We start from the raw sequence: 23,169 nt of genomic DNA, 5'->3' as shown, positions 1-23,169 counted from the left end.
TAATGATGCGACTATAGAAAACACGCTACTGTCTCACAAGAAGCTTGAAGAAATTATCCAGGCGCAAACTTCAATTGCCCGGCTGGGTATTAACTTCGGTGCCATTCTCAATGAAGCCTGTCAGCAGTCGCAAAAACTTACCAATGCAGCTGGTGCAGTGATTGAGTTAATTGAGGATAGTGAGATGGTCATCAGGGCGGCTACAGGTATTGCCTCCCACTATCTTGGCGTGAGAAGAGATAGCGCCAACAATATGTCTGCAATTGCCATTCGGACTCAGCAGGCTCTTATAGCGAATGATACCGAAAATGATGAAAGGGTTGATCAGCTCTCTAGAACTGCGATTGGTCATCGCTCTATGGTGGCTTTTCCGTTATTTCATCAGAAAAAAGTTGTCGGCGTGCTAAAAGTGCTATCGAACAAACCCAATTTCTTTTCCATCCTGGAATTAAAGATCATTGCCTACATGTCAGAGCTGGTGGCAAGCACCATGTTTCATGCCCAATATTACGCGCAGGATGAATTATTCCGCCGAGCAACTCGTGATGAGCTAACCGGTATACCAAATCGCGCCCTATTCATGGACCACCTTCATCAAAATATTGCCCACGCCAAGCGCGATGGCAGTAAAGTTGCGCTTATCGCCATTGATATGGATAACCTTAAAGTCCTGAATGATACACACGGTCATCATATCGGCGACAAGGCTTTGAAGACACTGGCTAATAGATTCTCAGAAACTATCAGAAGCTCTGATACGGTTTCACGCTTCGGCGGTGATGAATTTGCGATAACCTTGTCGCCTGTAAACGGGATGGACTCAGCCAAAGCTGTTGTACAAAACTTAATTCAATCTCTGGACTTACCAATGAAAGATGATGGCCAGGAATTCCAACTTGGGGCAAGTTTTGGTATCGCTATATTTCCTGATGATGTAAATACAGTTGATGAATTACTTGAGCTGGCAGATAAGCGAATGTTCGCCAATAAACGTGAACGTAAAAAAGAAAGGCAATAACACTTTTTAAATTATTTGTTTGCTTCTTCCATAATCTTTCGAATTTGCTCCAAGATAGAAGGGTCAAGAGTCTCGCCTTCATCTCCAAGCTCATCTTTTGCTGGTTGATAGTTATTATTAGAAGCCTGTTTTAGCCAATATTGATACTGCTCAAAACTAGGGTCTGTTCCAGTACCTGTTAAGTACATTTGGGCAATCTTGTACTGAGACTCTCCATCATTTTGTTTGGCGGCTTTTAAATACCACTGAAAAGCTTTTTGTTCATCTCTGGTGGGATTATCATCCGTCTCGTAATAAGCCCCAAGATTATATTGAGCCAGAAGATGTCCACCATTGGCAGCCTTTTCCCATAACTCCACAGCCTTAGAATGATCTCGCCATTGCCCCTTATCATTGTAGTTAATATTGGCCAGGTTATTCATTGCAGACAAACTATTATGACTAACAGCTCTTTCATACCAATACACGGCCTTACGGATATCTTGTTTAGTTCCTTTACCTTCGGCATAAAAGAAACCGACCTGAAAAAGTGCATCAGCATCATTTGCTTTTGCAGCAACCAGATAATGTTCCAGTGCTTTTTCATAATCTTGCTGCACGCCAACACCATTTTCGTACATCCAGGCGATATTGTAGTAAGCATTGATATCATTTTGTTCTTTGGCTTTTTCAAACCAATCAAATGCTTTATCGAAATTCTCTTCAGTGCCAAAACCATTAAGATAAAAATACCCAAGCTCAGACATGGCTGCGGTATGACCTAGCTCTGCGGCCTTACTGAAATACTGGAATGCGGTAACATAATCAGTTTCAACACCATCGCCATCTCGATAAGATAATCCAAGAAAGTGTGTTGCTTTAGCATGATCTGCGCGCGATGCCATTTTATAAAGTTCGATGGCTTTGAATTTGTCTTCAGCAACCACTTCACCCATATCGTAAATATAGGCGAGCTCAAACTGTGCATCAGGATCGGCATTGAAAGACGCCTGGCTAAGCCAATAAATGGCCTCGTCATAATCAACGGCAAGTCCTTCACCATAGTAGAACATGTAACCCAAATTACGCTGAGCATCTGCATCACCGTTCATAGAAGCTAGCAGATACCAATAAGCAGCCTCTTCATGGTTCTGGTCGACAACTTCACCAACGTTATACATATAACCCAGATAAAATTGCGGCACACTGTATCCAAGATGGGCTAAATGGTGCATATAGTAAAACGCTAACTGCTTTTGCCCTGCATCATAAAGATCGGCGGCATGATAAAATTGTTGCTCATCATCTAGAATTTTTTGCTGACCAATAGCTTTCAACAAAGGCGTCAGAATGGACTTTAAACCAGAGTCTGTAAACCAGTCGCTTACTTGAAATTGCTCATAGCGCTTTTCAACATTCAGTCGAATCGGGTCCTCTTCTGCGGATGCAACCGCCGAAAAGAATAGAAGACTGAAAGCAACTAAAAGCAATCTCAGAAGCATCAACACTAACCCGCTAACTGTCTCAGAGCCAGGCGAATAAGCTCTTCGCTCTTGGCATCATCGTAAGCCACCTGTGCGACAGCCTTGCTGGCTATTTGAGGTTTATAGCCCAAAGCAATCAGGGCGCTGACCGCTTCTTGGGAAGCATCGGTCTTTGCACCAACAGGAGCACTGGTTTCAGATGGTTTGCTGTTTGAAAGGCCTGAGCTGATTGACCAATCTTTAAGGCGGTCAGACATTTCAACTAAAAGACGTTCAGCCGTTTTCTTACCCACGCCAGGCAGTTTCACAAGCCTATCCACATTGCCATCATGCACCGTCATCACAAACTCGTCAGTTTCCATGCCCGATAGAATGGCAAGGGCCAACTTAGGACCAACACCATTCACTTTAATCAGCTCACGAAATAGTGCTCGGTCTTTGGTACTAATGAAACCATAAAGCGCATGTAGATTTTCTGAGATCGACATGTGAGTTGAAAGGATGGCCTGCTCGCCCTCTTCTGGTAGCTGATAAAAGGTTGTCATTGGCACCTGAATTTCATAGCCGACCCCGGCACTGGTTTCAATGATGACAAATGGAGGGATTTTTTCGATTAATGTACCGCGTATTCTACCGATCAACGTAAACGTCCTCTGGTTATCGTTTTTACACCCTTCAACTGAGCCAGCCCCTGAGTGGTGTTGGCATGACATAAGGCCACCGCCAAAGCATCGGCCGCATCGGCCTGTGGGCTGGTTGGGAGTTTTAATAATGTTTTGACCATGTGCTGAACCTGAGTTTTATCGGCCCCGCCAGTGCCCACCACCGACTGCTTGACCTTCCTGGCAGGATATTCGGAAACAGGTAGCGCATAATGGCTTGCAGCGACAATGGCCGCACCACGGGCCTGACCTAGTTTCAAGGCTGAGTCAGCATTCTTGGACAAAAACACTGACTCGATGGCAAACTCATCAGGCTTAAACTCCTGGATCAACTCACACACACTATCAAAAATCTGCTTAAGCTTTAAATCGAGCGTTTCATCCTTAATCCGAATACAGCCACTCGTGATGTATCGAGGGCGATTGGCAGGAATTTGACCACCTACTTCAATGATACCGAAGCCAGTCAGGCGTGAGCCCGGGTCAATTCCAAGGATAATAGGCATTAATGCTCCAAACCGATAAATAGATTCTTATACTCAATCGCCTATTAGACTTTTTCTGGTAGCAATGGTCAAGGTGATAGGAAAGAGACATTCTTTATGAATGAGGAATGTGCCCCTTGGCTCTGACAAACAGGAAGTCGTAAGGAAAGATCGAAAAAATAACAGAAATGATTTAGATGCAGGTGAGGCGCGGCGAAAGAATCAACAAAACTTCATTAAATATATCGCCGTACAATTAGAGGTGCTCAAGACGAAGACGATACGAGGCAAATTTATTTTTGCTTTGAGGAGTTTACAAGTTGTAAATGACTCAGAGCAAAAATAAATTTAACAAAGTATCGTCAAAGTATTGGCAGCTCTAAACGAGGTCGTAGGACTCAGAAGGAATATCCGCGTTCGTATAAACGTTCTGCGTATCGTCTAATTCCTCAAGACGATCAACAAGTCGAATCACTTTAGCACCATCATCAACGGTGAGCTCTGCCTGAGTTGATGGCAGCATGGATACTTCGGCGTTTTCTGGCTCAAAGCCTGCTTTCACTAGCGTTTCCTTAATATCCATAAAGTCTTCTGGCGTCGTCAGAATTTCAAAAGAGCCATCGTCGTGTGCGATAAAGTCTTCTGCCCCTGCTTCTAATGCCGCTTCCATCAATGCTTCTTCTTCTACATTATCGCCAAAAACGAACTGACCTTTTTTCTCAAACAGGTAGGCTACCGAACCATTGGTACCCAAGTTACCACCATGTTTGGTAAAGGCATGTCTAACTTCACCGACAGTACGATTTTTATTATCGGTCATGCATTCAACTAGAATAGCAACCCCGCCTGGACCATAACCTTCGTAAGTCAGCTCTTCGTAGTTATCGCCCTCAGCGTTACCGGTACCCCGATCAATGGCTTTCTCGATGGTATCCTTTTTCATGTTGGCGCCAAGCGCCTTATCAATTGCGGTTCTCAGCCTTGGGTTATCATTGGGATCACCACCACCTTCTTTCGCAGCTACTACCAGCTCACGAATCAATTTGGTAAAGATTTTCCCCCGCTTGGCATCTTGTGCTGCTTTGCGGTGTTTGATGTTTGCCCATTTTGAGTGACCAGCCATAATAATTAACCTCTCGAACTTTTGATCGTCGCAATTTCATTGTTATAAAGTTTGATCGAGTTCGTTATTTATGAAATATAAACGCCTCACTCTTTCAAACTTTATGCCGCGAAATTGCTTAGCTCAAAGCGTTCTCTTATCTTCAAGCCTATACTTTATCTTTCTGTAACTTTGGAGCAAAAATTTTACGCTCCGCTATAAAATTTCAATTTGTCGCGTTAGAGTTTCGTCGGGTCTGCCCCCTTGGGTATAATCCTTCTCTTACACGTTTTAAACTATCTCATACTTAAGTTTGTTCGGGTTCGTCATTTATAACCTATAAAATCTTCACTCTTACAAACTTTATACCTCGAAATTATTTTGCCCAAAGCCTTCTCTTACGTTCGGGCCTAGTATGTTTTCTAAATTCTATGTGACTTGTTGTTTAATAACCTTAGCCTTAAGTGTTGCAAAGATACTTTCAACAAAGGAAATAAAAGATTAATGTCATTCCCGCGTAGGTGACCAACGGAAATGCCCTAGGTGCGGGAATCCATTGCTCTATTTCTTACTGTTCTTTTTTCTTAACTTGGATACCTAATTCATCCAGCTGTTTTTCTTCAACAATGCTTGGCGCTTGCGTTAACGGACAGCTTGCTGTTGTGGTTTTCGGGAAGGCGATAACATCACGAATTGAGTCCGCGCCGACCATTAACATCACTAAACGATCTAAGCCGAAGGCCAAGCCACCGTGTGGCGGACAACCGAATTTCAAGGCATCCAGTAAGAAGCCAAACTTTTCTTTCTGTTCGGTTTCATCAATACCAAGAATATCAAATACGGTTTCCTGCATATCCTGGTTATGAATACGAATGGAGCCACCGCCCACTTCACTACCGTTTAGTACCATGTCATACGCTTTAGACAAGGTTTCGGTTGGGTTGGCTTTAACTGCCGCCACATCGTTTTCTTTAGGTGCCGTAAACGGATGGTGTAATGCATGGATCTCGCCATCAATTTCTTCAAACATTGGGAAGTCGACAACCCACAGTGGTTTCCATTCGTCACGAATCAGTTCAAGATCCGCTGCAACTTTAAGGCGCAATGCACCCATGGCATCAGCAACCACTCGTTTGCTATCCGAGCCGAAGAAGATAATGTCGCCTTCCTGAGCTCCCACTTTCTCAACGATAGCTAATGCTTTGTCGTCGCCAAGGAACTTCAGAATTGGACTTTGCAGGTTTTCAGCGCCCTTTCCATTGACCTTCATCCAGGCCAAACCTTTGGCACCATAAATACCGACAAAATTAGTGTATTCATCAATCTGTTTACGGCTTAATTGCGCACCGCCCGGTACACGCAGCGCGGCAACACGGCTTTGCTCATCGTTAGCAGGACCGGCAAATACTTTAAACTCTACGTCTTTTACAATCTCATCAACCGTAACCAACTCCATATCGGTACGCAAGTCCGGCTTATCCGAACCATAACGCTCCATCGCTTCGGCATAGCTCATGCGCGGGAATTTTGGCAGTTCGATAGCCATCAATTCTTGGAACAGGTGACGAATCAAACCCTCCATCAACTCCATCACTTCTTCCTGATCGAGGAATGAGGTTTCGATATCCAGCTGAGTGAACTCTGGCTGACGGTCAGCGCGCAAGTCTTCGTCACGAAAACATTTGACGATTTGGTAATAACGATCAAAGCCAGACATCATCAACAACTGCTTAAACAACTGAGGTGATTGTGGCAAGGCATAGAATGAACCTTTGTGTACGCGGCTTGGTACCAAATAATCACGGGCACCTTCTGGCGTCGCTTTGGTCAAAATCGGTGTTTCTACGTCAATAAAACCATGCTCATCCATATAACGACGCATGGCGCTGGTCACCTTATGACGGAAAATCATGTTCTGTGCCATCTCAGGACGACGTAAATCAAGGTAACGGTATTTCAGGCGTTGTTCTTCAGAGGCTTCCAGATTCTCATCGATTGGAATCGCTGGCGGCTGTGCTTTATTGAGAATGGTCAGCTCCTGCGCTAAAACCTCAATCTCACCGGTGGTCATGTTTTTATTGACCATTTCCCCCGGACGAGCACGTACCTGCCCTTTCACCTGAATCACATACTCATTACGAAGCTGCTCTGCGATGGCAAACAACTCTTTAAAGTCAGGATCAATCACTACCTGAATCAAACCGCTGCGATCACGCATCTGAAGGAAAATAAGACCTCCAAGATCACGGCGGCGATGTACCCAGCCTGATAATGTAACCGATTGATTTACTTCATTTTTCGATAGTTCGCCACAGTAGTGGCTTCGCATTTTGCTTGTCATAGGTATTTCTGCCTGAAACCTGAATTATTTAAGAAGGGAAAAACCCCGAAAAAACGCAGTATGGTACGCCACAGCTTGCCGAGTAGCAAGCTGGAAGCCCCTGAAATGCTGAATTTTAACCCAGTTTCCGACATCAGGTTAAGTGCCCTTCTGTCATAAAAGTTTCTAATGGTTGCCACGTTGCTGTCACTTTACGGTGAAAAAATAGCCAACATGAAAAAGTATTTACAAACAGCACTATCTGCAAGTAACTCATCTGGGAGTGGGCGCTTATGATTGACAGCAAAAACCTGGTCGAGCAATTGTTACCCAAATTAGACAAATCACCCCGAATTAAATCAGGTGTTTCAAATCTGATTGCCAAGTTATTCCACCAGCAGGAAATCAATGAGTTTATTGAGCAATACCAGCATTTATCGCACAGTGACTTTCTGGAGAAAGTCAATGAGCATCTAGGCCTGAGTTACTCTGTCAGTAATTCATCATTAGAAAATATCCCCGTGTCCGGGCGCGTGGTGATCATTGCCAACCACCCGTTAGGCTCATTGGATGGGCTTGCGCTACTAGCTTTAGTACATTCGGTTCGCAAGGATGTCAAAATTGTGGTTAACGAACTGTTAGGGTCAATGGCACCACTGCGCCCCTTCTTCTTAGGCGTCAACAATCTTACTGGCCAAAATAGCCGAGATAAAATCCAGCAAATCCATCAGGCTTTGGACGATGAACAAGCAGTGATTTTCTTCCCGGCTGGCGAAGTCTCGCGACTATCATTCAAGGGTGTGCGCGATGGCAAATGGTACTCGGGTTTTCTGCGTATGGCAAAGCATGCAAAAGCACCCGTTTTGCCGATTCATGTTGGCGGTAAAAACTCTAAATTCTTTTATGGCTTATCGCTGATAGCCAAACCTGTCAGCGCACTTCTACTGGTTCGTGAAATGTTCAAGAATGTCTCGCTGACGCTACCCATCAAAGTAGGGAAATTGATTCCATACGCTTCTTTTAGCGGCATGTCGCCAGCAAGCAAGGACAGCATTGCTCGCTTCAAAGAGCACCTCTATGGTTTAAAGAAAGACAAAAGCGGACTTTTTGAGACAGAACAATCAATTGCTCACCCAGAAAAGAAACAACTGCTCAAAGAAGAGCTCAGCCGCTGTCGGCTGATTGGTCAAACCCATGACGGAAAAAAGATTTACCTGCTGGAAAATACCATCGACTCTGTTCTGCTTCGTGAAATTGGTCGTCTGAGGGAGGTAGCATTTCGTGCAGTAGGCGAAGGCACAGGCAATCGTCGGGATATTGATAAATTTGATTATTACTACAAGCATATTGTGCTGTGGGACGAGCAGGATTTAGAAATTGTCGGCAGCTATCGCATAGCTGACATCAATCAGCTGGGAACTGATCAGGAACTTTATTCAGAAACCTTGTTTGGATACGAAGATCAACTGCGACAGAAGTTCCCCATGGCCATGGAGCTGGGCAGAAGCTTTGTCCAACCACGATACTGGGGCAAGCGTAGCCTCGACTATTTGTGGTTTGGGATTGGCGCATATTTACGCGAAAATCCACACGTACGCTACCTGTTTGGTCCAATCAGTCTTAGCAATGACTATCCTGCCTTTGCCAAAGACCTGATTATTTATTTTTACCAGACCTTTTATGGCGCTCCACTATTGCTAGCACGCTCTTTCAATGCCTATCGCATCAAACCAGTACAAAAAGCTAAGCTTGAAAAGCTGTTCAACCATCTTGATGAAAAGGAAGCTTTTGCCGTATTAAAGTCGGAACTGGCCAAACAGGGTTGCAGCGTCCCGACTCTCTTTAAACAGTACAGCGACCTTTGCATTGAAGGCGGTGTAGAATTTCATGACTTTGGCTCGGATCCTGCTTTTGGGGACTGTATTGATAGTGTGGTCTGGATTGACTTGTTGAAATTGAAAGATAAGAAACGCAAGCGCTATATCGATTAAACCAGTTAACTTAGCTCGATAGCCTAACTCATCCTGCTGCTATTTAAGCAGCAGGTCTTCTAATAATTTAAAATACAAGTGTCGTAACTGATCCAGCTCAGCAACACTGACTCTTTCGTTGGCCTGGTGAATGGTTTTATTGCTCGGTCCAAGCTCAATAACCTGCCTGGCTATTTGCTTGATAAAACGACCATCTGATATTCCGCCACCCGTGGTTAACTTTGGTTTTAAACCACATTCTTTTTGAATGGTCTTTTGCAGGCTTTTACGTAATGAACCTCGTTTAGTCAAATAGGGTTCTGCTTCATGGTCCCATTCAATGTCCGCTTTAAGGTCATATTTGATTATCTTCTTCTCAACATAGGCTTTGATTTTTGAAAAGCTGTTTCTGGGCGAGTATCGAAAGTTAAACCATAGCTCCAAATCAGCAGGCGTGACATTCATGGCACCGCTTTCCGAATGGACCTTAACCAACTGGCAACTGGTTGAAGGGAAAAAGCGACTTGGCATATCCCAACGTTTTGAGGAAAGTTTATGAATCAATCGTGATGACTTATGAATAGGGTTAATCAGTTGTTCAGGGTAACCGACGTGTCCCTGCTTACCATGCAAAGTTATTTTGCAATTAATCGAACCACGCCGTCCGATACGAATCGAATCGCCGAGTTTAATCTCGGTAGTAGGCTCACCAACGATGGCGCAATCTATAACTTCTTTGCGGTTCAGTAAGGTTTCAACGATATGCTTAGTACCTTCCAGAGCAACGCCTTCTTCGTCGCTGGTCAACATAAAGCCAATAGCGCCCTTATGTTCTGGATACAGGGAAACAAACTGCTCAACGGCCACCACCATCGCGGCCAGGCTCCCTTTCATATCGGATGCGCCACGGCCATGCAGGAAGCCATCTTTAATCACCGGAATAAAGGCTGGTGTATCCCATTTGGCATTCTGGCCTGGCGGCACCACATCGGTATGCCCAGCAAATACTACTACAGGATGCCCTTCGCCACGCTTTGCCCAAAGATTGGACACTCGATTTTGATTCATGAACTCTAAATTGAAGCCAATCGCCTCTAATCGCTCACCTATTAAATCACAACAGCCCTGATCAGAAGGGGTAATTGAAGGCTTACGAATCAAATTTTGCGCCAGTTCCAGCATGATCGACTGATAATTCAATTCGATTTTACTATGTGCTTTTGTCGCTTGTTCTTTTATAACACTTGTTTGCTTTAGCATAATTCACCTCTTTTATCTCAGCTTCTTTATAGCAACGGCTAATGACAGGCGAGCGACATAAACATGAAGCTTTTGCGACAGGAATCAGCAGAGCACCGTGTACAGACTCTTTATCGTGCTCGAAAAATAGACTAAAGTGCTACTACCCTAACTTCTGAAGAATGATCACAATGCGTATGACCAAATGGATTCTGGGCCTTGCCCTGTTTATTACCTCGAGCCTTTTTACAGTTGTTGAGGCTCTTCCAACCCTGATTCATAACGTAAAAGGCTATACTTTTGCTGACGGCGAACTGGTGGAGTTCGACAGTCTTTTATTTGAAAACGATACGGTTATCGCTTATGGCTCTCACGAAGAGCTGGCCAAGCAGGCAAAAGCCAGTATTTCAATTGATGGCAAAGGTGCAACACTGCTTCCCGGTTTAACCGATGCACATGGCCATGTGTTAGGACTAGGCTTAAATTTGATGCGCGTTGATTTGCGTGGCATCGATTCGCTTGAAGGAACCATGAAAAAGATTAGCGAGTACGCCAAAGCTAATTCAGAACTGCGCTGGATTCAGGGCCGTGGTTGGAATCAGGTACTGTGGGCCAAAAAAGAATTCCCGACTAAGCAAATGCTGGATGCCATTATCAGTGACCGCCCCGTTTGGCTCAGTCGTATTGATGGTCACGCTGGCTGGGCTAACTCAAAAGCATTAGAGCTTGCAGGAATTACCAAAGACACCGCCGACCCGGCGGGTGGCAAAATCATTAAAGATGCCAGCGGCAACCCCACTGGTGTGTTGATTGATGCAGCCATGGATATGGTTGAAAGCAAAATCCCTCCGTTAAATGCAATGGAGCGCCGAACAGCTTTGGAGCTGGCTTTTGATCACATGCTGAAACTGGGTATCACTTCGGTTCATGACGCTGGCGTTGATTTCGATACTTATAAACTCATGCTGGAAATGGCCAAACAGAAACAAATTCCGGTTCGTCTGTATGGCATGTTGAGTGGCAGCGATGCTCGACTTGAAACCATGCTCAAGATGGGCAAGGTCGAGCTGCCTTATTTAAAGTTTCGTTCAGTAAAACTCTACAGCGATGGCGCATTGGGCAGTCGTGGCGCGGCACTGCTGGCTCCCTACTCTGACGCTCCTGATAACAAAGGGTTGTTACTAACTACTGAAAAGAAACTGGCCGAGGATTTAAGCCTTATCGCTCGTTACGGTTTCCAGGCCAACGTGCATGCTATTGGTGATGCAGCTAATCGACTGGTGTTAGATACTTTTGCCAAATTGCCTAAAGAGCAATCTGCTGATGTACTTCGCCATCGCATCGAACATGCTCAAGTGGTTGCAGTTGAAGATATTCCTCGCTTTGCTGAGCTGAATATCATTGCTTCCATGCAACCAACCCATGCCACCAGCGACATGAATATGGCCGGCGACCGTTTAGGTGATGAACGTTTAAAAGGTGCCTATGCATGGCGAAAAATGCGCGAGCATGATGTGTTGATTGCAGCAGGCTCTGATTTCCCAGTTGAGCTGGCCAATCCTTTCCTCGGCATCCATGCCGCAGTGACTCGCCAGAACAGTGACAACCAACCTGAGAACGGTTGGCTGCCCGGCGAAAAACTGAACCGCGCTGAAACTTTGAAAGCCTTCACTATTGATGCAGCATATTCTGGATTCTGGGAAGATGAAATAGGCAGTCTGGAAGCGGGTAAAAAAGCTGACTTTATCTTGATTGATAAAGATGTTTTTTCTGTGGATGAAACCAAGCTTGATGATGTAAAAGTCTTGCAAACCTGGGTTGGTGGCAGGCGTCTTTTCTAAGATAAGCACTAATTAACGCTAAAATACTTCCTTGCGTGAGCGCAATGCTCACGCAGCCCATAGATTAAATTTTTAACTAGCAGATGTTAATTGCTAGCCAATTCGCTCTTCTTGACGCGCTTTTTAGGATAGTTAATCCAGACGGTATCAACGTTAGCATTTCCTTCACGCGCTGCCTTTTCGACCAGATAGACTTTTTGCCAATCAATAACGTACACGTATTCGTCGTCATCGGAAGATGCTGCGTAGCGAGAAGAGGTAGAATTGCACCCTGTTGCCAGCACTGCGAAGGCAGTAACGGTCAGAGCTAAAGGTAGTAATTTCATAAAAGCCTCCTAGTAAAAGACTCCCCACCATAATAGTACAATTTTTAACCAATCGGCAATTCACTTTATCTATCAAAGGCGCTTTTGAGGCCCTCTAAAGCTTGCTACAATAGACGCCCTCTATGATTTTGATAATGACAACAACGAGTAACTGATGCGTAGCAGCCAATACTTACTATCCACACAAAGAGAAGATCCCAGCGACGCTGAGCTAGTCAGCCACAAACTGATGCTTCGAGCGGGCATGATCCGCAAGATTGCTTCCGGCATGTACACCTGGTTGCCAACGGGCTTGCGAGTATTACGCAAGGTCGAAGCCATTGTCCGCGAAGAAATGAATAAGGCGGGAGCCATTGAGGTTTTAATGCCCGGCGTGCAACCTGCTGAGTTGTGGGAAGAATCTGGCCGCTGGGATCAGTTTGGCCCAGAACTGCTACGCTTTAAAGATCGTCATGGCCGTGATTTCTGTCTGGGCCCGACTCACGAAGAAATTATCACTGCGCTTATTCGCGATGAAATTAATAGTTACAAACAGCTGCCAGCCAATTTCTATCAGATCCAGACTAAATTCCGCGATGAAGTACGTCCTCGTTTCGGTGTTATGCGCGCCCGCGAATTCCTGATGAAGGACGCCTACTCTTTCCATATCGACGAAGAATCTTTAGGCGAGACCTATCAGGTCATGCATCAAGCCTACTGTAATATTTTCGAACGTATTGGGCTGGACTACCGTCCTGTGCTGGCTGACACTGGCGCTATTGGTGGCAGTAATTCACATGAGTTCCATGTATTAGCAGAGTCCGGCGAAGACGCTATTGCTTTCAGTACCGAAAGTGATTATGCGGCCAATATTGAAAAAGCTCAGAGTCTTGCGCCAAAACTGGAAGCAGCGGCTCCTACTAAAGAGTTGGAAAAGGTGGCAACGCCTAACTGCCGAACAGTCAAACAGGCAGCAGAGTTAATGGGCATTGAGCCCCATCAGGTTTTGAAAACCCTGTTTGTTCAAGGCGAAACAGAAGAGCAACCAGTTATCGCCCTATGTTTACGCGGTGATCACGAGCTTAATGAAATCAAGGCAAGCAAACACCCATTAATCACAGAACCTCTAATGTTAGTCAGTGATGAGATTGTTCTTGCCACCACTGGCAGCACGCCAGGTTCTTGTGGCCCGCAAGGTTTGAATATCCCGGTTATTGTGGATCGTGATGCGGCAGTCATGAGCGATTTTGCCTGCGGAGCCAATGAAGAAGGCTATCACCTAACCGGTTTTAACTGGGGGCGTGATGCACAAATCACCGAAGTCATGGATATTCGCAACGTAGTGGCCGGTGATCCTAGTCCAGATGGTAAAGGCATCTTAGAAATCAAACGCGGTATCGAGGTTGGACACATCTTCCAGCTTGGCACCAAATACTCCGAAGCCATGAACTGCAAGGTTCTTGATCAAAACGGCAAAGCTGTCACCTTAGCCATGGGTTGCTATGGTGTTGGCGTGTCGCGCATCGTTGCCGCTGCCATCGAGCAAAATTATGACGATAATGGCATTATCTGGCCACAGTCAATTGCTCCGTTCCAGGTAGCCATCATTCCAATGAATATGCATCGCTCCGAGCAGGTTCAACAGGTCGCAGAAAAGCTCTATCAAGATCTACAGAACCTTGGTACTGATGTGATTTTTGATGATCGCAAAGAACGCCCAGGCGTTATGTTTGCAGACATGGAATTGATTGGCGTTCCACATCGTCTGGTGGTCAGTGAGCGAGGTCTGGAAAACGGCACCATTGAATATAAAAACCGCCAGAACACGGCCAAGGATGACGTCAGTGTGGAAAATGTTGTAGATTATATTCAGGGACTGTTACAACAATAAGCGGCATGAGCTTTAACCATATGACACTCAGCAAAATCTTTATCATGATTGCCTTTGTTACGCTGGCTGGTTTTACTCAAATCAGTCAGGCGCAGGAACGTCCAGATCAGGCTTTTTATGATGAATTAAAAGCCTTGATGGAAGCTGATAATCATTTTGTTGATCGTTATGATGCAGAGGTCTGGATGAAGGATATGTCGGGTCGTCTTGCTCGCCGCGCTCCCCACATTCCTGAGGAAGAACGCCTTAAAATACTCACCCTTGTTCATCGCTATGCCAATGCATCGGGCGTCGATCCTCAGCTGGTTCTGGCCATCATGGAAGTGGAAAGTAATTTTGACCGCTATGCACTTTCAGTAGCGAATGCCCGAGGATTGATGCAGGTTATGCCTTTCTGGAAAGATGAAATTGGCCACCCTGAAGATTCACTTTTCGATATGGAAACTAATGTCCGTTATGGTTGCTATATTCTGAAACTCTATCTGGATATGGAAAAAGGCAACCTGACCTATGCCTTGGGCCGCTACAACGGTTCGCGCGGTCGAGCCAAATATCCGAATAAAGTCTACGCTGCTTTACGTCAACGCTGGGCACTCTAAGGCAATGACCGATAAGCCCTCAATACCCGGACTGATTCTAAGTGGCGGTGGCTCACGTGCCGCCTATCAGGTAGGCGTTCTAAAAGCGGTCACCGAAATTCTGGAGCAACCCGAACAATCGCCTTTTCGTATTGTCAGCGGCACTTCTGCTGGTGCGATCAATTCCTGCGCTGTTGCCGAACATAGTCACCGCTTTGCTGAAGGGATCAGACGGCTGGAACAAATCTGGGTAAACCTGACTCCTGATCAGGTCTATCACACCAAATTAACTCAGCTACTGGGTAATGCTGGTCGCTGGTTATGGAATATCTTGCGTCCGGCCAGTCAGATCAAAAAACCTTTGGCGCTGCTCGATAATGAGCCATTACGGGGATTACTGACCAAGGCTATCCGCTTTGATGATATTCGTGAAAATATCGACAAGGGCTTTCTTGATGCAGCCTGTATTACAGCCTATAACTATAACACTGGCGACTCAGTCAGTTTCTTTCAGGGCATTCCTGATTTAGTAGAGTGGCAACGGTTTCGTCGATACGGCAAAGCCGAAGACCTGACCATGTCCCACCTGATGGGCTCAATTGCTATCCCCATGGTTTTTCCCTCTGAGCCAATTAACGAGATTCATTTTGGTGATGGTTCCATGCGCTTTTTAACGCCACTGAGTCCTGCCCTGCATTTGGGTGCCAATAAATTGTTTGTCGTTACCGTTGAGCCATTGCGCGGTGAAGTGGACCATAAGATTAAAATTCCCACAATCGGCGATATCAGTGGTCACTTGCTGGACAGTATTTTCATCGACAGCCTGGAGAGTGATATCGAACGTATGATGCGTGTTAATGAGCTCCTGGCTCACATTCCTGAGCGTGACATTGTGCGCGAGCAATTGACCCTTAAACCGGTAGATACCTTTATTATTTCTCCAAGCGTTGATCCGATGGAGCTGGCTGGTCAGTACTTCAAGAACTTGCCACGCGGCCTGCGCTTCTTTTTCAAGCGTATCGGCGTTGATGATGAAAATGGCGAGAGTATTTTAAGTTATTTGTTATTCGATAAATCCTTTACCAGCCACTTAATCGAGCTGGGTTATCAGGATGCGATGAAACAGCAACACAACATCCTGAACTTCTTCGATTACGAGCCATCTTCACAGGAAGACTAACCACACATGAAATGCTTTGACGATGTATTTCGCCATTACAGTCCCGATATCGCTCCTTTCATGCACCAGATGTTTGCCGACTATCAGGCCAGCCAGCCTTATAAAGGCTTTACCATCGTTCATAATGTTCCTTTAACACAAACTACTTTGATGAAAACCGCCTGCCTCAAAGCGGCTGGTGCTGACCTCGTTGTAACCAATCCCAGCTTTATGAACGAAGACATGGATGCAATACAAGTTTTAGCCAATGAGCAAGTGCCTTATGTGCCGCTGGAGCTGGTCAAAGGTGAGTTTGATTTTCTGCTTGACTGTGGTGCTGAACTGGTAGAGAGCTGCTACGCAAATAAAGGTATCGTTGAACTGACCCGAACGGGCGCCATGCGCTATCAGCAACACAAAGAATTTCATGTGCCAATAGTTTCAGTGGATGACACGCGCTTGAAATGTCTGGAAACTTGCCTGGGTACTGGCGAGGGCGTTTACCGAGCTATTACACAAGTAGCCGATGTAGACTTAACCAATAAGAACGTTTTAATTTTTGGCTTTGGTAAAGTTGGTATTGGCATAGCCTATTATTTTTCAAAAATCACACCGAACATCATAGTTGTTGAAGCAGATAGTGGACGATTAAAGCTCATTGAGCAACGCGGCTATCAAAGTGTTGATGCAAGGCAGGCACAGCTAGTCGAACGGGCCGCCGACAAAAGCGATCTGATTGTCACGGCCACAGGTCTCAAAGATATCATCAGCAATAACTATCACCCACTAGCATTTAAAGGCAAATTGCTGGCCAATGCAGGTGCCGAAGATGAGTTTGGTTTTGCCTTTGAAGCAAAAGATGTTCTCGCCGATAAAAAACCGGTGAATTTCATTCTCAAGGAACCAACACTGATGGAGTTCCTAGATCCGATTTTCTACGCACACAATATCGCCATTGATGATGCGTTGAATAATACACAAACGGGATTTAGGGCATTAGATAAGAAAACCGATGAGGCAATTGTTAGCCAATGGGCTGCGCATCATGGCTGGACGGTAGAAAAACTGAATACGATTTTTTGATTCAGTTCTAAACGGGTAAATACACCGCGCGAACTTCGCCTTCAAATCTCAATAATAAAACCTGAGCCCGCAACCAGGGTGGGACTCCCAGATCCTGAAAATAATTCTTTAAAGATACACTGGGCTTGCCTGGTTCAAACCTGACTCTCTCGCCACCTTGACGACCTTTAACGGTTAACTTTTTTCCAACGAGGTTAGGATAGTTCTGTTGTAGCCATTCCAGAGAAATTAAAATTTGCTCATTATGAACCAGATCATTTTTTGTAGACCAGATTAACTCTAGACCGGAATAGTCCTTGCCTGACTCTGTTACCCAATAAAGACCATCACGATAACGTCTGATTGAGCCGCTGCCCATCTCAATAACAGGATTGGCATCCCCTTTAGCATCAAGCATTTGTATCTGAATTTGCTCTAGAACCGCCTGGCTTGGCATATCAGCACCACAGGCACCTAACCAGTAACGAAGCAGGTTTCTAAATCGCTGTGGGCTTAACAGCCTTGCCTGAGCTAACAATAGAGAATTGCTGCGAACGCCAAAACAGGCCTCAAAATCAATCGCTGCCAGTTCGTCCAGTAGTTGCTGATTTTCAGCTTGAACCTGGCTGGCGCTAGCAATGACTTTTGAAACCTGGGGCCACTTTTTTTCAATCAGCGGCATAACCTCGTGACGCACAAAATTACGTCGAATATCGGTGTCCTGATTGGTTGGATCTTCGATTGGCTCTAAGTCGTGCGATTGACAATAGGCTTCCAGTAGATTCCTTGAGACGTTCAATAAAGGACGCGCCAGATAACCACCAGCAAAGTTTGTCCAATGCGGCATGGCAGACAGCCCTTTGCTGCCTGCACCACGAAACAACTGCAACAGAAAGGTTTCGGCCTGATCATTTAAGTGCTGACCGGTAACCAAGCAGGTCTGAGGATTCTGAATCAATTCTGATAACGCCTGATACCGCGCTTTTCGGGCAGCATTTTCGAGACTGGCTGAATCTTTATCGACTTCAATCTGAACTGACTGAAAGGGAATGTCTAAACGCTCACAAAAACCTTGATTCTGCTTTGCCCATTGCTCCGAGCCTGCTTGCAATTGATGATCAACATAAACCGCAGAAAGTGAAAAGTTATGAGAGGAATCTCTTGTGGCCTGATACAAGGCATGCAATAACGATAGCGAATCAACACCACCGCTCAGCGCGACTACTACAGTATCAATAGAGTTAGAAATACAAAGAGCCAGAAACTCATCAATTGCTTGAGAAACTGGCTCTAATTCTGACATGCGGAATGATTATTCTTCGCTGACAGTACCGAACGACATCAGCTTGTTATAACGTTTGGCAAGAAGCTGTTCAACGCTCAATTTTTCAAGCTCGTCCATATCTTTCATTAGGCGTTCTTTTAAGCTTTTGCCCATCGCCAAATAATCACGATGCGCGCCACCCAATGGTTCAGCAACGATATTGTCAATCAGACCCAGGCTCTTGATACGCTCAGCGGTAATACCCATGGCCTGCGCCGCTTCTTCAGCTTTTTCAGCACTTTTCCAAAGAATTGAAGCACAACCTTCTGGCGAGATTACCGAGTAAGTGGAATATTGCAACATGTTAACGCGGTCGCCAACACCGATTGCCAATGCACCACCGGAACCGCCTTCGCCAATCACAGTCGCAATAATCGGTACTTCAAGGCGCGACATCACTTTAAGGTTACGGGCGATCGCCTCACTCTGACCACGCTCTTCCGCTCCCACACCCGGGAAAGCTCCTGGCGTGTCAATGAAAGTGAATACTGGTAGTGAGAAACGCTCAGCAAGCTCCATAATGCGCTTGGCTTTACGATAGCCTTCAGGACGCGACATACCGAAGTTATGTCTGATTTTCTCTTTAGTATCACGCCCTTTCTGATGGCCAATGACCACTACAGGCTTATCATCCAGTCGTGCAACACCACCAACAATCGACGCATCGTCGGCATAGGCTCGGTCGCCCGCCAACTCATCAAAGTCAGTGAAGATATTCTCAATATAATCGCGAGTGTAAGGACGCTGCGGGTGACGCGCTAATTGCGCTACCTGCCACGGCGAAAGGTCAGAAAAGATTTGCTTGGTGAGGTCTTTCGACTTCTTTTTCAAGCGCTCAATCTCTTCGCTAATATTGATTTCAGTGTCTTCGCCCATCATGCGCAATTCGTCGATTTGCGCTTCTAATTCAGCGATAGGACGCTCAAAGTCTAGAAAGTTCAAACTCATGCCTTATAAAACTGTTAGTTAGTGGCGTATAAGGGGCAATATTCTACCCTTATTTGCTTTGATAATGAATGGTAACTTGACTGGTCTAAACTGTCAGCCTTTATCGCTTCAAATCATTAATAATTCTGCATTTTTGCCATCTGGTTCAATTGTACAGCATTGTCAGTGCCAATAGCGATTCAGTTCCGAAAATGGCTATTCAGTTCACCATATCCTGCTAAGATAAGACTAAACCTATCCGGTAAACAGTGTTTCATGCATAACTCAGCGACTTTAAAAACCTATCAGCAAGCCCGCCTGACCCGCGATCCGCGCTTTGATGGCACCTTTTTTGTCGCTGTAAAAACCACAGGTATCTATTGCCGACCAATATGCCCTGCACCAGCTCCCAAAGAACAGAACGTCACTTATTATCCCAGTTCCGTACAGGCACAAGAAGCAGGCTTTCGCCCTTGTTTGCGCTGCCGCCCAGAAACCGCCCCACTCTCTGCGGCCTGGCTCGGCAATCAGGCTGTTCTGAAAAAAGCTGTTACACGCATTCAGGCCGGCGCTTTAAACCAAACTTCATTGCAGGAATTCAGTGAGTCCATGGGTATTAGCGACCGCTATCTACGCAAACTGTTTCAGCAGTATCTTGGTGTCTCGCCAATAACCTATGCCAATCACCTGCGCCTGATGTTTGCGAAACAGCTACTGCACCAAACTCAGCTGTCCATTACAGATATTGCATTCATCGCAGGGTTTAACAGCGTACGACGCTTTAATGACAGCTTTAAGGCGACCATGAAGCTAAGCCCCAGCAATTTACGGAAAAAGTTACACAGCCAACAAAGCCTGCATGAGTCGCAAGCCATTCAATTAAAACTGCATTACCGGCCACCGTACAACTGGCCAATGATGCAAGACTTTCTACAACAGCGAGAACTGTCGGCAATCGAAAAGGTTACTGACCACAGTTACAGCCGTACTTTTACTCTGGACAGCGTTAATGGCTATTTTGCCGCAGAATTCGATTCAACCAGTTCATCATTCAAGGTCACCATTGAACTGAGTGACATGAGCAAACTATTGGAAATCACGCACCACGTTCGTCGCGTATTAGATCTGAACAGTGATCTGGAAGTGATCGAAAAAACTCTTGGACAGGATAAACATCTAAAGCCACTACTTAAGTCAGGACTACGCCTACCTGCCTGTTGGGATACATTTGAAGCTGGCGTTAAGGCTATTCTGGGACAACAGGTTTCAGTCAAAGCCGCTTACACCCACACCGCCAGTGTCATTGAACAATTAGGCAGTGATTACAACGAACAATACAAACTGTTTCCAACAGCACAGCAAATAGTCGATGGCGATTTAAGCTTTCTCAAAATGCCTAACAGCCGGAAGCAGACACTACATAACTTTGCCCAATGGTATCTTGATACTAATGGCGAAGATTTATCATCCATACTGGCTATCAAAGGCATCGGGCCATGGACTTATGAATACATCAAGCTGCGAAGCGGTTTTGACAGCGACGCCTTTCCGGTAAAAGATCTCGGCGTCATTAAAGCCATGGAAAAGCACAACCTAACCAACAGCGAACAATGGCAACCCTGGCGCAGCTACGCCACCCTACAACTATGGCACAGCCTTTAAAAAGTAAGAGAAGCATTTTTATGAGTACAAAACTTTATTATCAAAAAACACAGTGCCCATTCGGCACGGTGCATATTTACGCCGATGACCAACACCTCAAAGCACTATTCTTTAAACCTTGGAACAAACTCTTGACGCAGGATCTTCTCAACAAAAGCAATCCTGTCATTGAACAAACCCAACGCCAACTCGACGAATACTTCAAAGGCCAAAGAACTGAATTCGATTTACCAATCAAAGCAAACGGCACAAACTTCCAGCAAACCGTCTGGCAAACGCTCTGCAAAATTCCTTTTGGCGAAACCTGGAACTACGGCCAGCTTGCAACAGCCATCGGCAACAAAAATGCCAGCCGCGCCGTCGGCGCCGCCAACGGCAAAAACCCCATCTCCATCATAGTCCCCTGCCACCGAGTTATCGGTGCCAACGGCACCCTTACCGGTTACGCAGGAGGATTAGAAATCAAAGAGTGGCTTCTGAAACACGAAGGGATAATAAAATAACGATAGGAAGTGCCTTGGCACCATATTTCTTCAAAATAATTCCCCCCTCACCAGCCTGTCGTTCCGGCCTACGAGCCGGAATCTGCTCTTATAGGTTGGGTTAGAGGCCTTGCCTCGTAACCCAACAAATCAATTACATTTACGAGTTACCAGCTTTACTCAAAGCTTCAATATCACTGTTAACAATCGCTTCAAGATTCTCGGTGATTTTCTCTGCACTCCAATTCCACCAGGCGATGGATAACAACTTCTCGATGGTCACCTCATTGAATCGAAGCTTAAGCACTTTTGCAGGGTTACCACCAACTACGCTGTAAGCTGGCACATCAGAAGTTACAACAGACTTGCTGGCAACAATGGCGCCATGGCCAATAGAAACACCTGGCATGATCGTAGACTCATATCCGAGCCAAACATCATGACCAATAACGGTATCCCCTTTATACGGCAACTCACCTTCGCCGGGTAAGACCTTCTCCCAGCCATTACCAAAAATATAAAATGGATAGGTCGAAAAACCGGACACCTTATGATTTGCACCGTTCATAATGAACTTTACATCCTTAGCGATGGCGCAAAACTTACCGATCTTTAATTTATCTCCAATAAAGGGGAAATGGTAAAGCACATTGCCTTCGAAGTTCTCAGGCCCATCAGGATCATCGTAATAAGTGTAGTCGCCCACCTCAATATTCGGTGAGCTTATAAAATTTTTAAGAAAACCAACCTGAGGAAAGCCCTTCATGGGCTCTTTGTCATTAGGGTTCGGACCGTTCAAAGGCACCTCCGTAAAATGATTATTAGCTTGTCATTCTACACTTGAAGTAAAGGGGCATGAAATTGTGAAAAAGATCATTCGGTGGGCCAAGGCCCACCCTACTCTTTCGTTTCTAAATCCACCGCAATCCTCACCGCCACGTCATTGTCGGGCTTGACCCGACAATCCAGTGACTGTAGACCAGGTGGATACTTAGAGTAAAGAAGAAAAGCGAAGTATCAACTAAGAGCTTTGATCAACTCATCCGCTACAGCAGCAGAAGATGCAGGGTTCTGTCCAGTGATTAACTGCCCATCAACAATGGCTAACGAATTCCAGTCGTCGACTTTTTCATAGATACCACCTTTTTCAACAAGCTGATCTTCTAATAGATAAGGAACAACTTTCGAAAGACCAACAGCGGATTCTTCTGAGTTACTGAATCCTGTCACTTTTTTACCTTTAACGAGCGGCTCACCATTAGCATCTTTAGCTTTAAGTAAAACCGCTGGTGCATGACATACAGCAGCTACGGGTTTACCCGCCTTAATAAAGTCTTCAATGAGTTTAATAGAGTTCTCATCCTTGTGCAGATCCCACAACGGTCCATGACCACCCGGATAAAAAACTGCATCATAATCGCTGGCATTCACATCAGACAGACGAACCGTATTGGCTAATTGATTGCGCGCCTCCTGATCGTTTTCAAAACGCTCAGTATCTTCAGTCTGAGCATCCGGTTCATGGCTTTTCGGATCAAGTGGTGGCTGACCGCCACGAGGCGAAGCAAGCGTGATATCCACACCGGCATCTTTAAGACGATAATATGGACTGGCAAACTCCTCAAGCCAGAAACCTGTTTTTTCACCCGTATCACCCAATTGATCATGCGAGGTTAATA

General features: G+C 45.4%; 20 protein-coding genes. 9 read left to right on the top strand and 11 right to left on the bottom strand.

The genetic code is table 11. The features are described from left to right. Window positions 1–1,018 (top strand): sensor domain-containing diguanylate cyclase (locus HUJ19_RS02585; protein WP_290622108.1); only part of this gene is annotated, 1,018 nt, incomplete at its 5' end. An 11-nt stretch (window positions 1,019–1,029) separates the two neighbouring features. Here HUJ19_RS02585 and HUJ19_RS02580 read toward each other — a convergent pair. The 5 genes from HUJ19_RS02580 to aspS all read right to left on the bottom strand — a co-directional run bounded on the left by HUJ19_RS02580 (window position 1,030) and on the right by aspS (window position 7,059). Continuing rightward, window positions 1,030–2,499, bottom strand: coding sequence for a hypothetical protein (locus HUJ19_RS02580; RefSeq protein WP_290622107.1), 1,470 nt, complete (start codon window positions 2,497–2,499; stop codon window positions 1,030–1,032). A gap of 5 nt (window positions 2,500–2,504) precedes the next feature. Next, window positions 2,505–3,122, bottom strand: coding sequence for a Holliday junction branch migration protein RuvA (gene ruvA, locus HUJ19_RS02575; protein WP_290622106.1), 618 nt, complete (start codon window positions 3,120–3,122; stop codon window positions 2,505–2,507). Beyond that, window positions 3,119–3,649, bottom strand: a complete 531-nt coding sequence (ruvC, locus tag HUJ19_RS02570; RefSeq protein WP_018624389.1) for a crossover junction endodeoxyribonuclease RuvC — start codon at window positions 3,647–3,649, stop codon at window positions 3,119–3,121. The genes ruvA and ruvC overlap by 4 nt, the downstream gene beginning before the upstream one ends. Before the next feature lie 358 nt (window positions 3,650–4,007). Then, window positions 4,008–4,751, bottom strand: coding sequence for a YebC/PmpR family DNA-binding transcriptional regulator (locus HUJ19_RS02565; protein WP_290622102.1), 744 nt, complete (start codon window positions 4,749–4,751; stop codon window positions 4,008–4,010). A gap of 547 nt (window positions 4,752–5,298) precedes the next feature. Continuing rightward, window positions 5,299–7,059, bottom strand: coding sequence for an aspartate--tRNA ligase (gene aspS / locus HUJ19_RS02560; RefSeq protein ID WP_290622109.1), 1,761 nt, complete (start codon window positions 7,057–7,059; stop codon window positions 5,299–5,301). A 284-nt stretch (window positions 7,060–7,343) separates the two neighbouring features. Between aspS and HUJ19_RS02555 the strand changes: the two genes are divergently transcribed. Continuing rightward, complete coding sequence (locus HUJ19_RS02555; protein ID WP_290622100.1) at window positions 7,344–9,041, top strand: lysophospholipid acyltransferase family protein; 1,698 nt, start codon at window positions 7,344–7,346, stop codon at window positions 9,039–9,041. A 39-nt stretch (window positions 9,042–9,080) separates the two neighbouring features. On the opposite strand, the gene dapE is transcribed toward HUJ19_RS02555, so the two are convergent. Then, window positions 9,081–10,280 carry a succinyl-diaminopimelate desuccinylase gene (dapE, locus tag HUJ19_RS02550; RefSeq protein WP_290622099.1) on the bottom strand — a complete coding sequence of 400 codons (1,200 nt, stop codon included), beginning with the start codon at window positions 10,278–10,280 and terminating at the stop codon, window positions 9,081–9,083. 170 nt (window positions 10,281–10,450) lie between these two features. On the opposite strand from dapE, the gene HUJ19_RS02545 reads away from it, so the two are divergent. Further along, complete coding sequence (locus HUJ19_RS02545; RefSeq protein WP_290622097.1) at window positions 10,451–12,100, top strand: amidohydrolase; 1,650 nt, start codon at window positions 10,451–10,453, stop codon at window positions 12,098–12,100. Window positions 12,101–12,186: 86 nt separating this feature from the next. Here HUJ19_RS02545 and HUJ19_RS02540 read toward each other — a convergent pair whose 3' ends face one another. Then, window positions 12,187–12,426 (bottom strand): hypothetical protein, encoded by a 240-nt coding sequence (locus HUJ19_RS02540; protein WP_290622095.1) that lies wholly within the window; start codon window positions 12,424–12,426, stop codon window positions 12,187–12,189. 154 nt (window positions 12,427–12,580) lie between these two features. On the opposite strand from HUJ19_RS02540, the gene HUJ19_RS02535 reads away from it, so the two are divergent. From HUJ19_RS02535 to HUJ19_RS02520, 4 genes are read left to right on the top strand one after another with little or no spacing between them, the layout of a single operon-like run. Then, entirely contained in the window at window positions 12,581–14,296 is a 1,716-nt protein-coding gene (locus HUJ19_RS02535; RefSeq protein ID WP_290622093.1) for a proline--tRNA ligase, read from the top strand. Between the two features lie 20 nt (window positions 14,297–14,316). Continuing rightward, window positions 14,317–14,895 carry a transglycosylase SLT domain-containing protein gene (locus HUJ19_RS02530; RefSeq protein ID WP_290622091.1) on the top strand — a complete coding sequence of 193 codons (579 nt, stop codon included), beginning with the start codon at window positions 14,317–14,319 and terminating at the stop codon, window positions 14,893–14,895. A gap of 4 nt (window positions 14,896–14,899) precedes the next feature. Next, window positions 14,900–16,054, top strand: coding sequence for a patatin-like phospholipase family protein (locus tag HUJ19_RS02525; protein ID WP_290622090.1), 1,155 nt, complete (start codon window positions 14,900–14,902; stop codon window positions 16,052–16,054). A 6-nt stretch (window positions 16,055–16,060) separates the two neighbouring features. Further along, entirely contained in the window at window positions 16,061–17,116 is a 1,056-nt protein-coding gene (locus HUJ19_RS02520; RefSeq protein ID WP_290622089.1) for an NAD(P)-dependent oxidoreductase, read from the top strand. Window positions 17,117–17,123: 7 nt separating this feature from the next. On the opposite strand, the gene tilS is transcribed toward HUJ19_RS02520, so the two are convergent. Both tilS and accA read right to left on the bottom strand, forming a co-directional pair. After that, window positions 17,124–18,398 (bottom strand): tRNA lysidine(34) synthetase TilS, encoded by a 1,275-nt coding sequence (gene tilS, locus HUJ19_RS02515; protein WP_290622087.1) that lies wholly within the window; start codon window positions 18,396–18,398, stop codon window positions 17,124–17,126. Window positions 18,399–18,407: 9 nt separating this feature from the next. Further along, window positions 18,408–19,367: an acetyl-CoA carboxylase carboxyl transferase subunit alpha gene (gene accA / locus HUJ19_RS02510; RefSeq protein ID WP_290622085.1), complete on the bottom strand. Its 960-nt coding sequence runs from the start codon at window positions 19,365–19,367 to the stop codon at window positions 18,408–18,410. Between the two features lie 255 nt (window positions 19,368–19,622). Between accA and HUJ19_RS02505 the strand changes: the two genes are divergently transcribed. Next, on the top strand, window positions 19,623–21,008 hold the full coding sequence (locus HUJ19_RS02505) for a DNA-3-methyladenine glycosylase 2 family protein (protein ID WP_290622083.1): 1,386 nt from the start codon (window positions 19,623–19,625) through the stop codon (window positions 21,006–21,008). Window positions 21,009–21,028: 20 nt separating this feature from the next. After that, complete coding sequence (locus HUJ19_RS02500) at window positions 21,029–21,511, top strand: methylated-DNA--[protein]-cysteine S-methyltransferase (RefSeq protein WP_290622081.1); 483 nt, start codon at window positions 21,029–21,031, stop codon at window positions 21,509–21,511. A gap of 139 nt (window positions 21,512–21,650) precedes the next feature. Here HUJ19_RS02500 and HUJ19_RS02495 read toward each other — a convergent pair whose 3' ends face one another. Both HUJ19_RS02495 and HUJ19_RS02490 read right to left on the bottom strand, forming a co-directional pair. Continuing rightward, a complete protein-coding gene (locus HUJ19_RS02495) occupies window positions 21,651–22,289 on the bottom strand; it encodes a Vat family streptogramin A O-acetyltransferase (protein ID WP_290622079.1) in 639 nt (212 codons plus the stop codon). 218 nt (window positions 22,290–22,507) lie between these two features. Continuing rightward, window positions 22,508–23,169 (bottom strand): type 1 glutamine amidotransferase domain-containing protein (locus HUJ19_RS02490; RefSeq protein WP_290622077.1); only part of this gene is annotated, 662 nt, incomplete at its 5' end.

The sequence above is a fragment of the Kangiella sp. genome (assembly GCF_014762745.1).
Taxonomy (GTDB): Bacteria; Pseudomonadota; Gammaproteobacteria; order Enterobacterales; family Kangiellaceae; genus Kangiella.
This window is presented reverse-complemented; position numbering and strand designations above follow the sequence as displayed.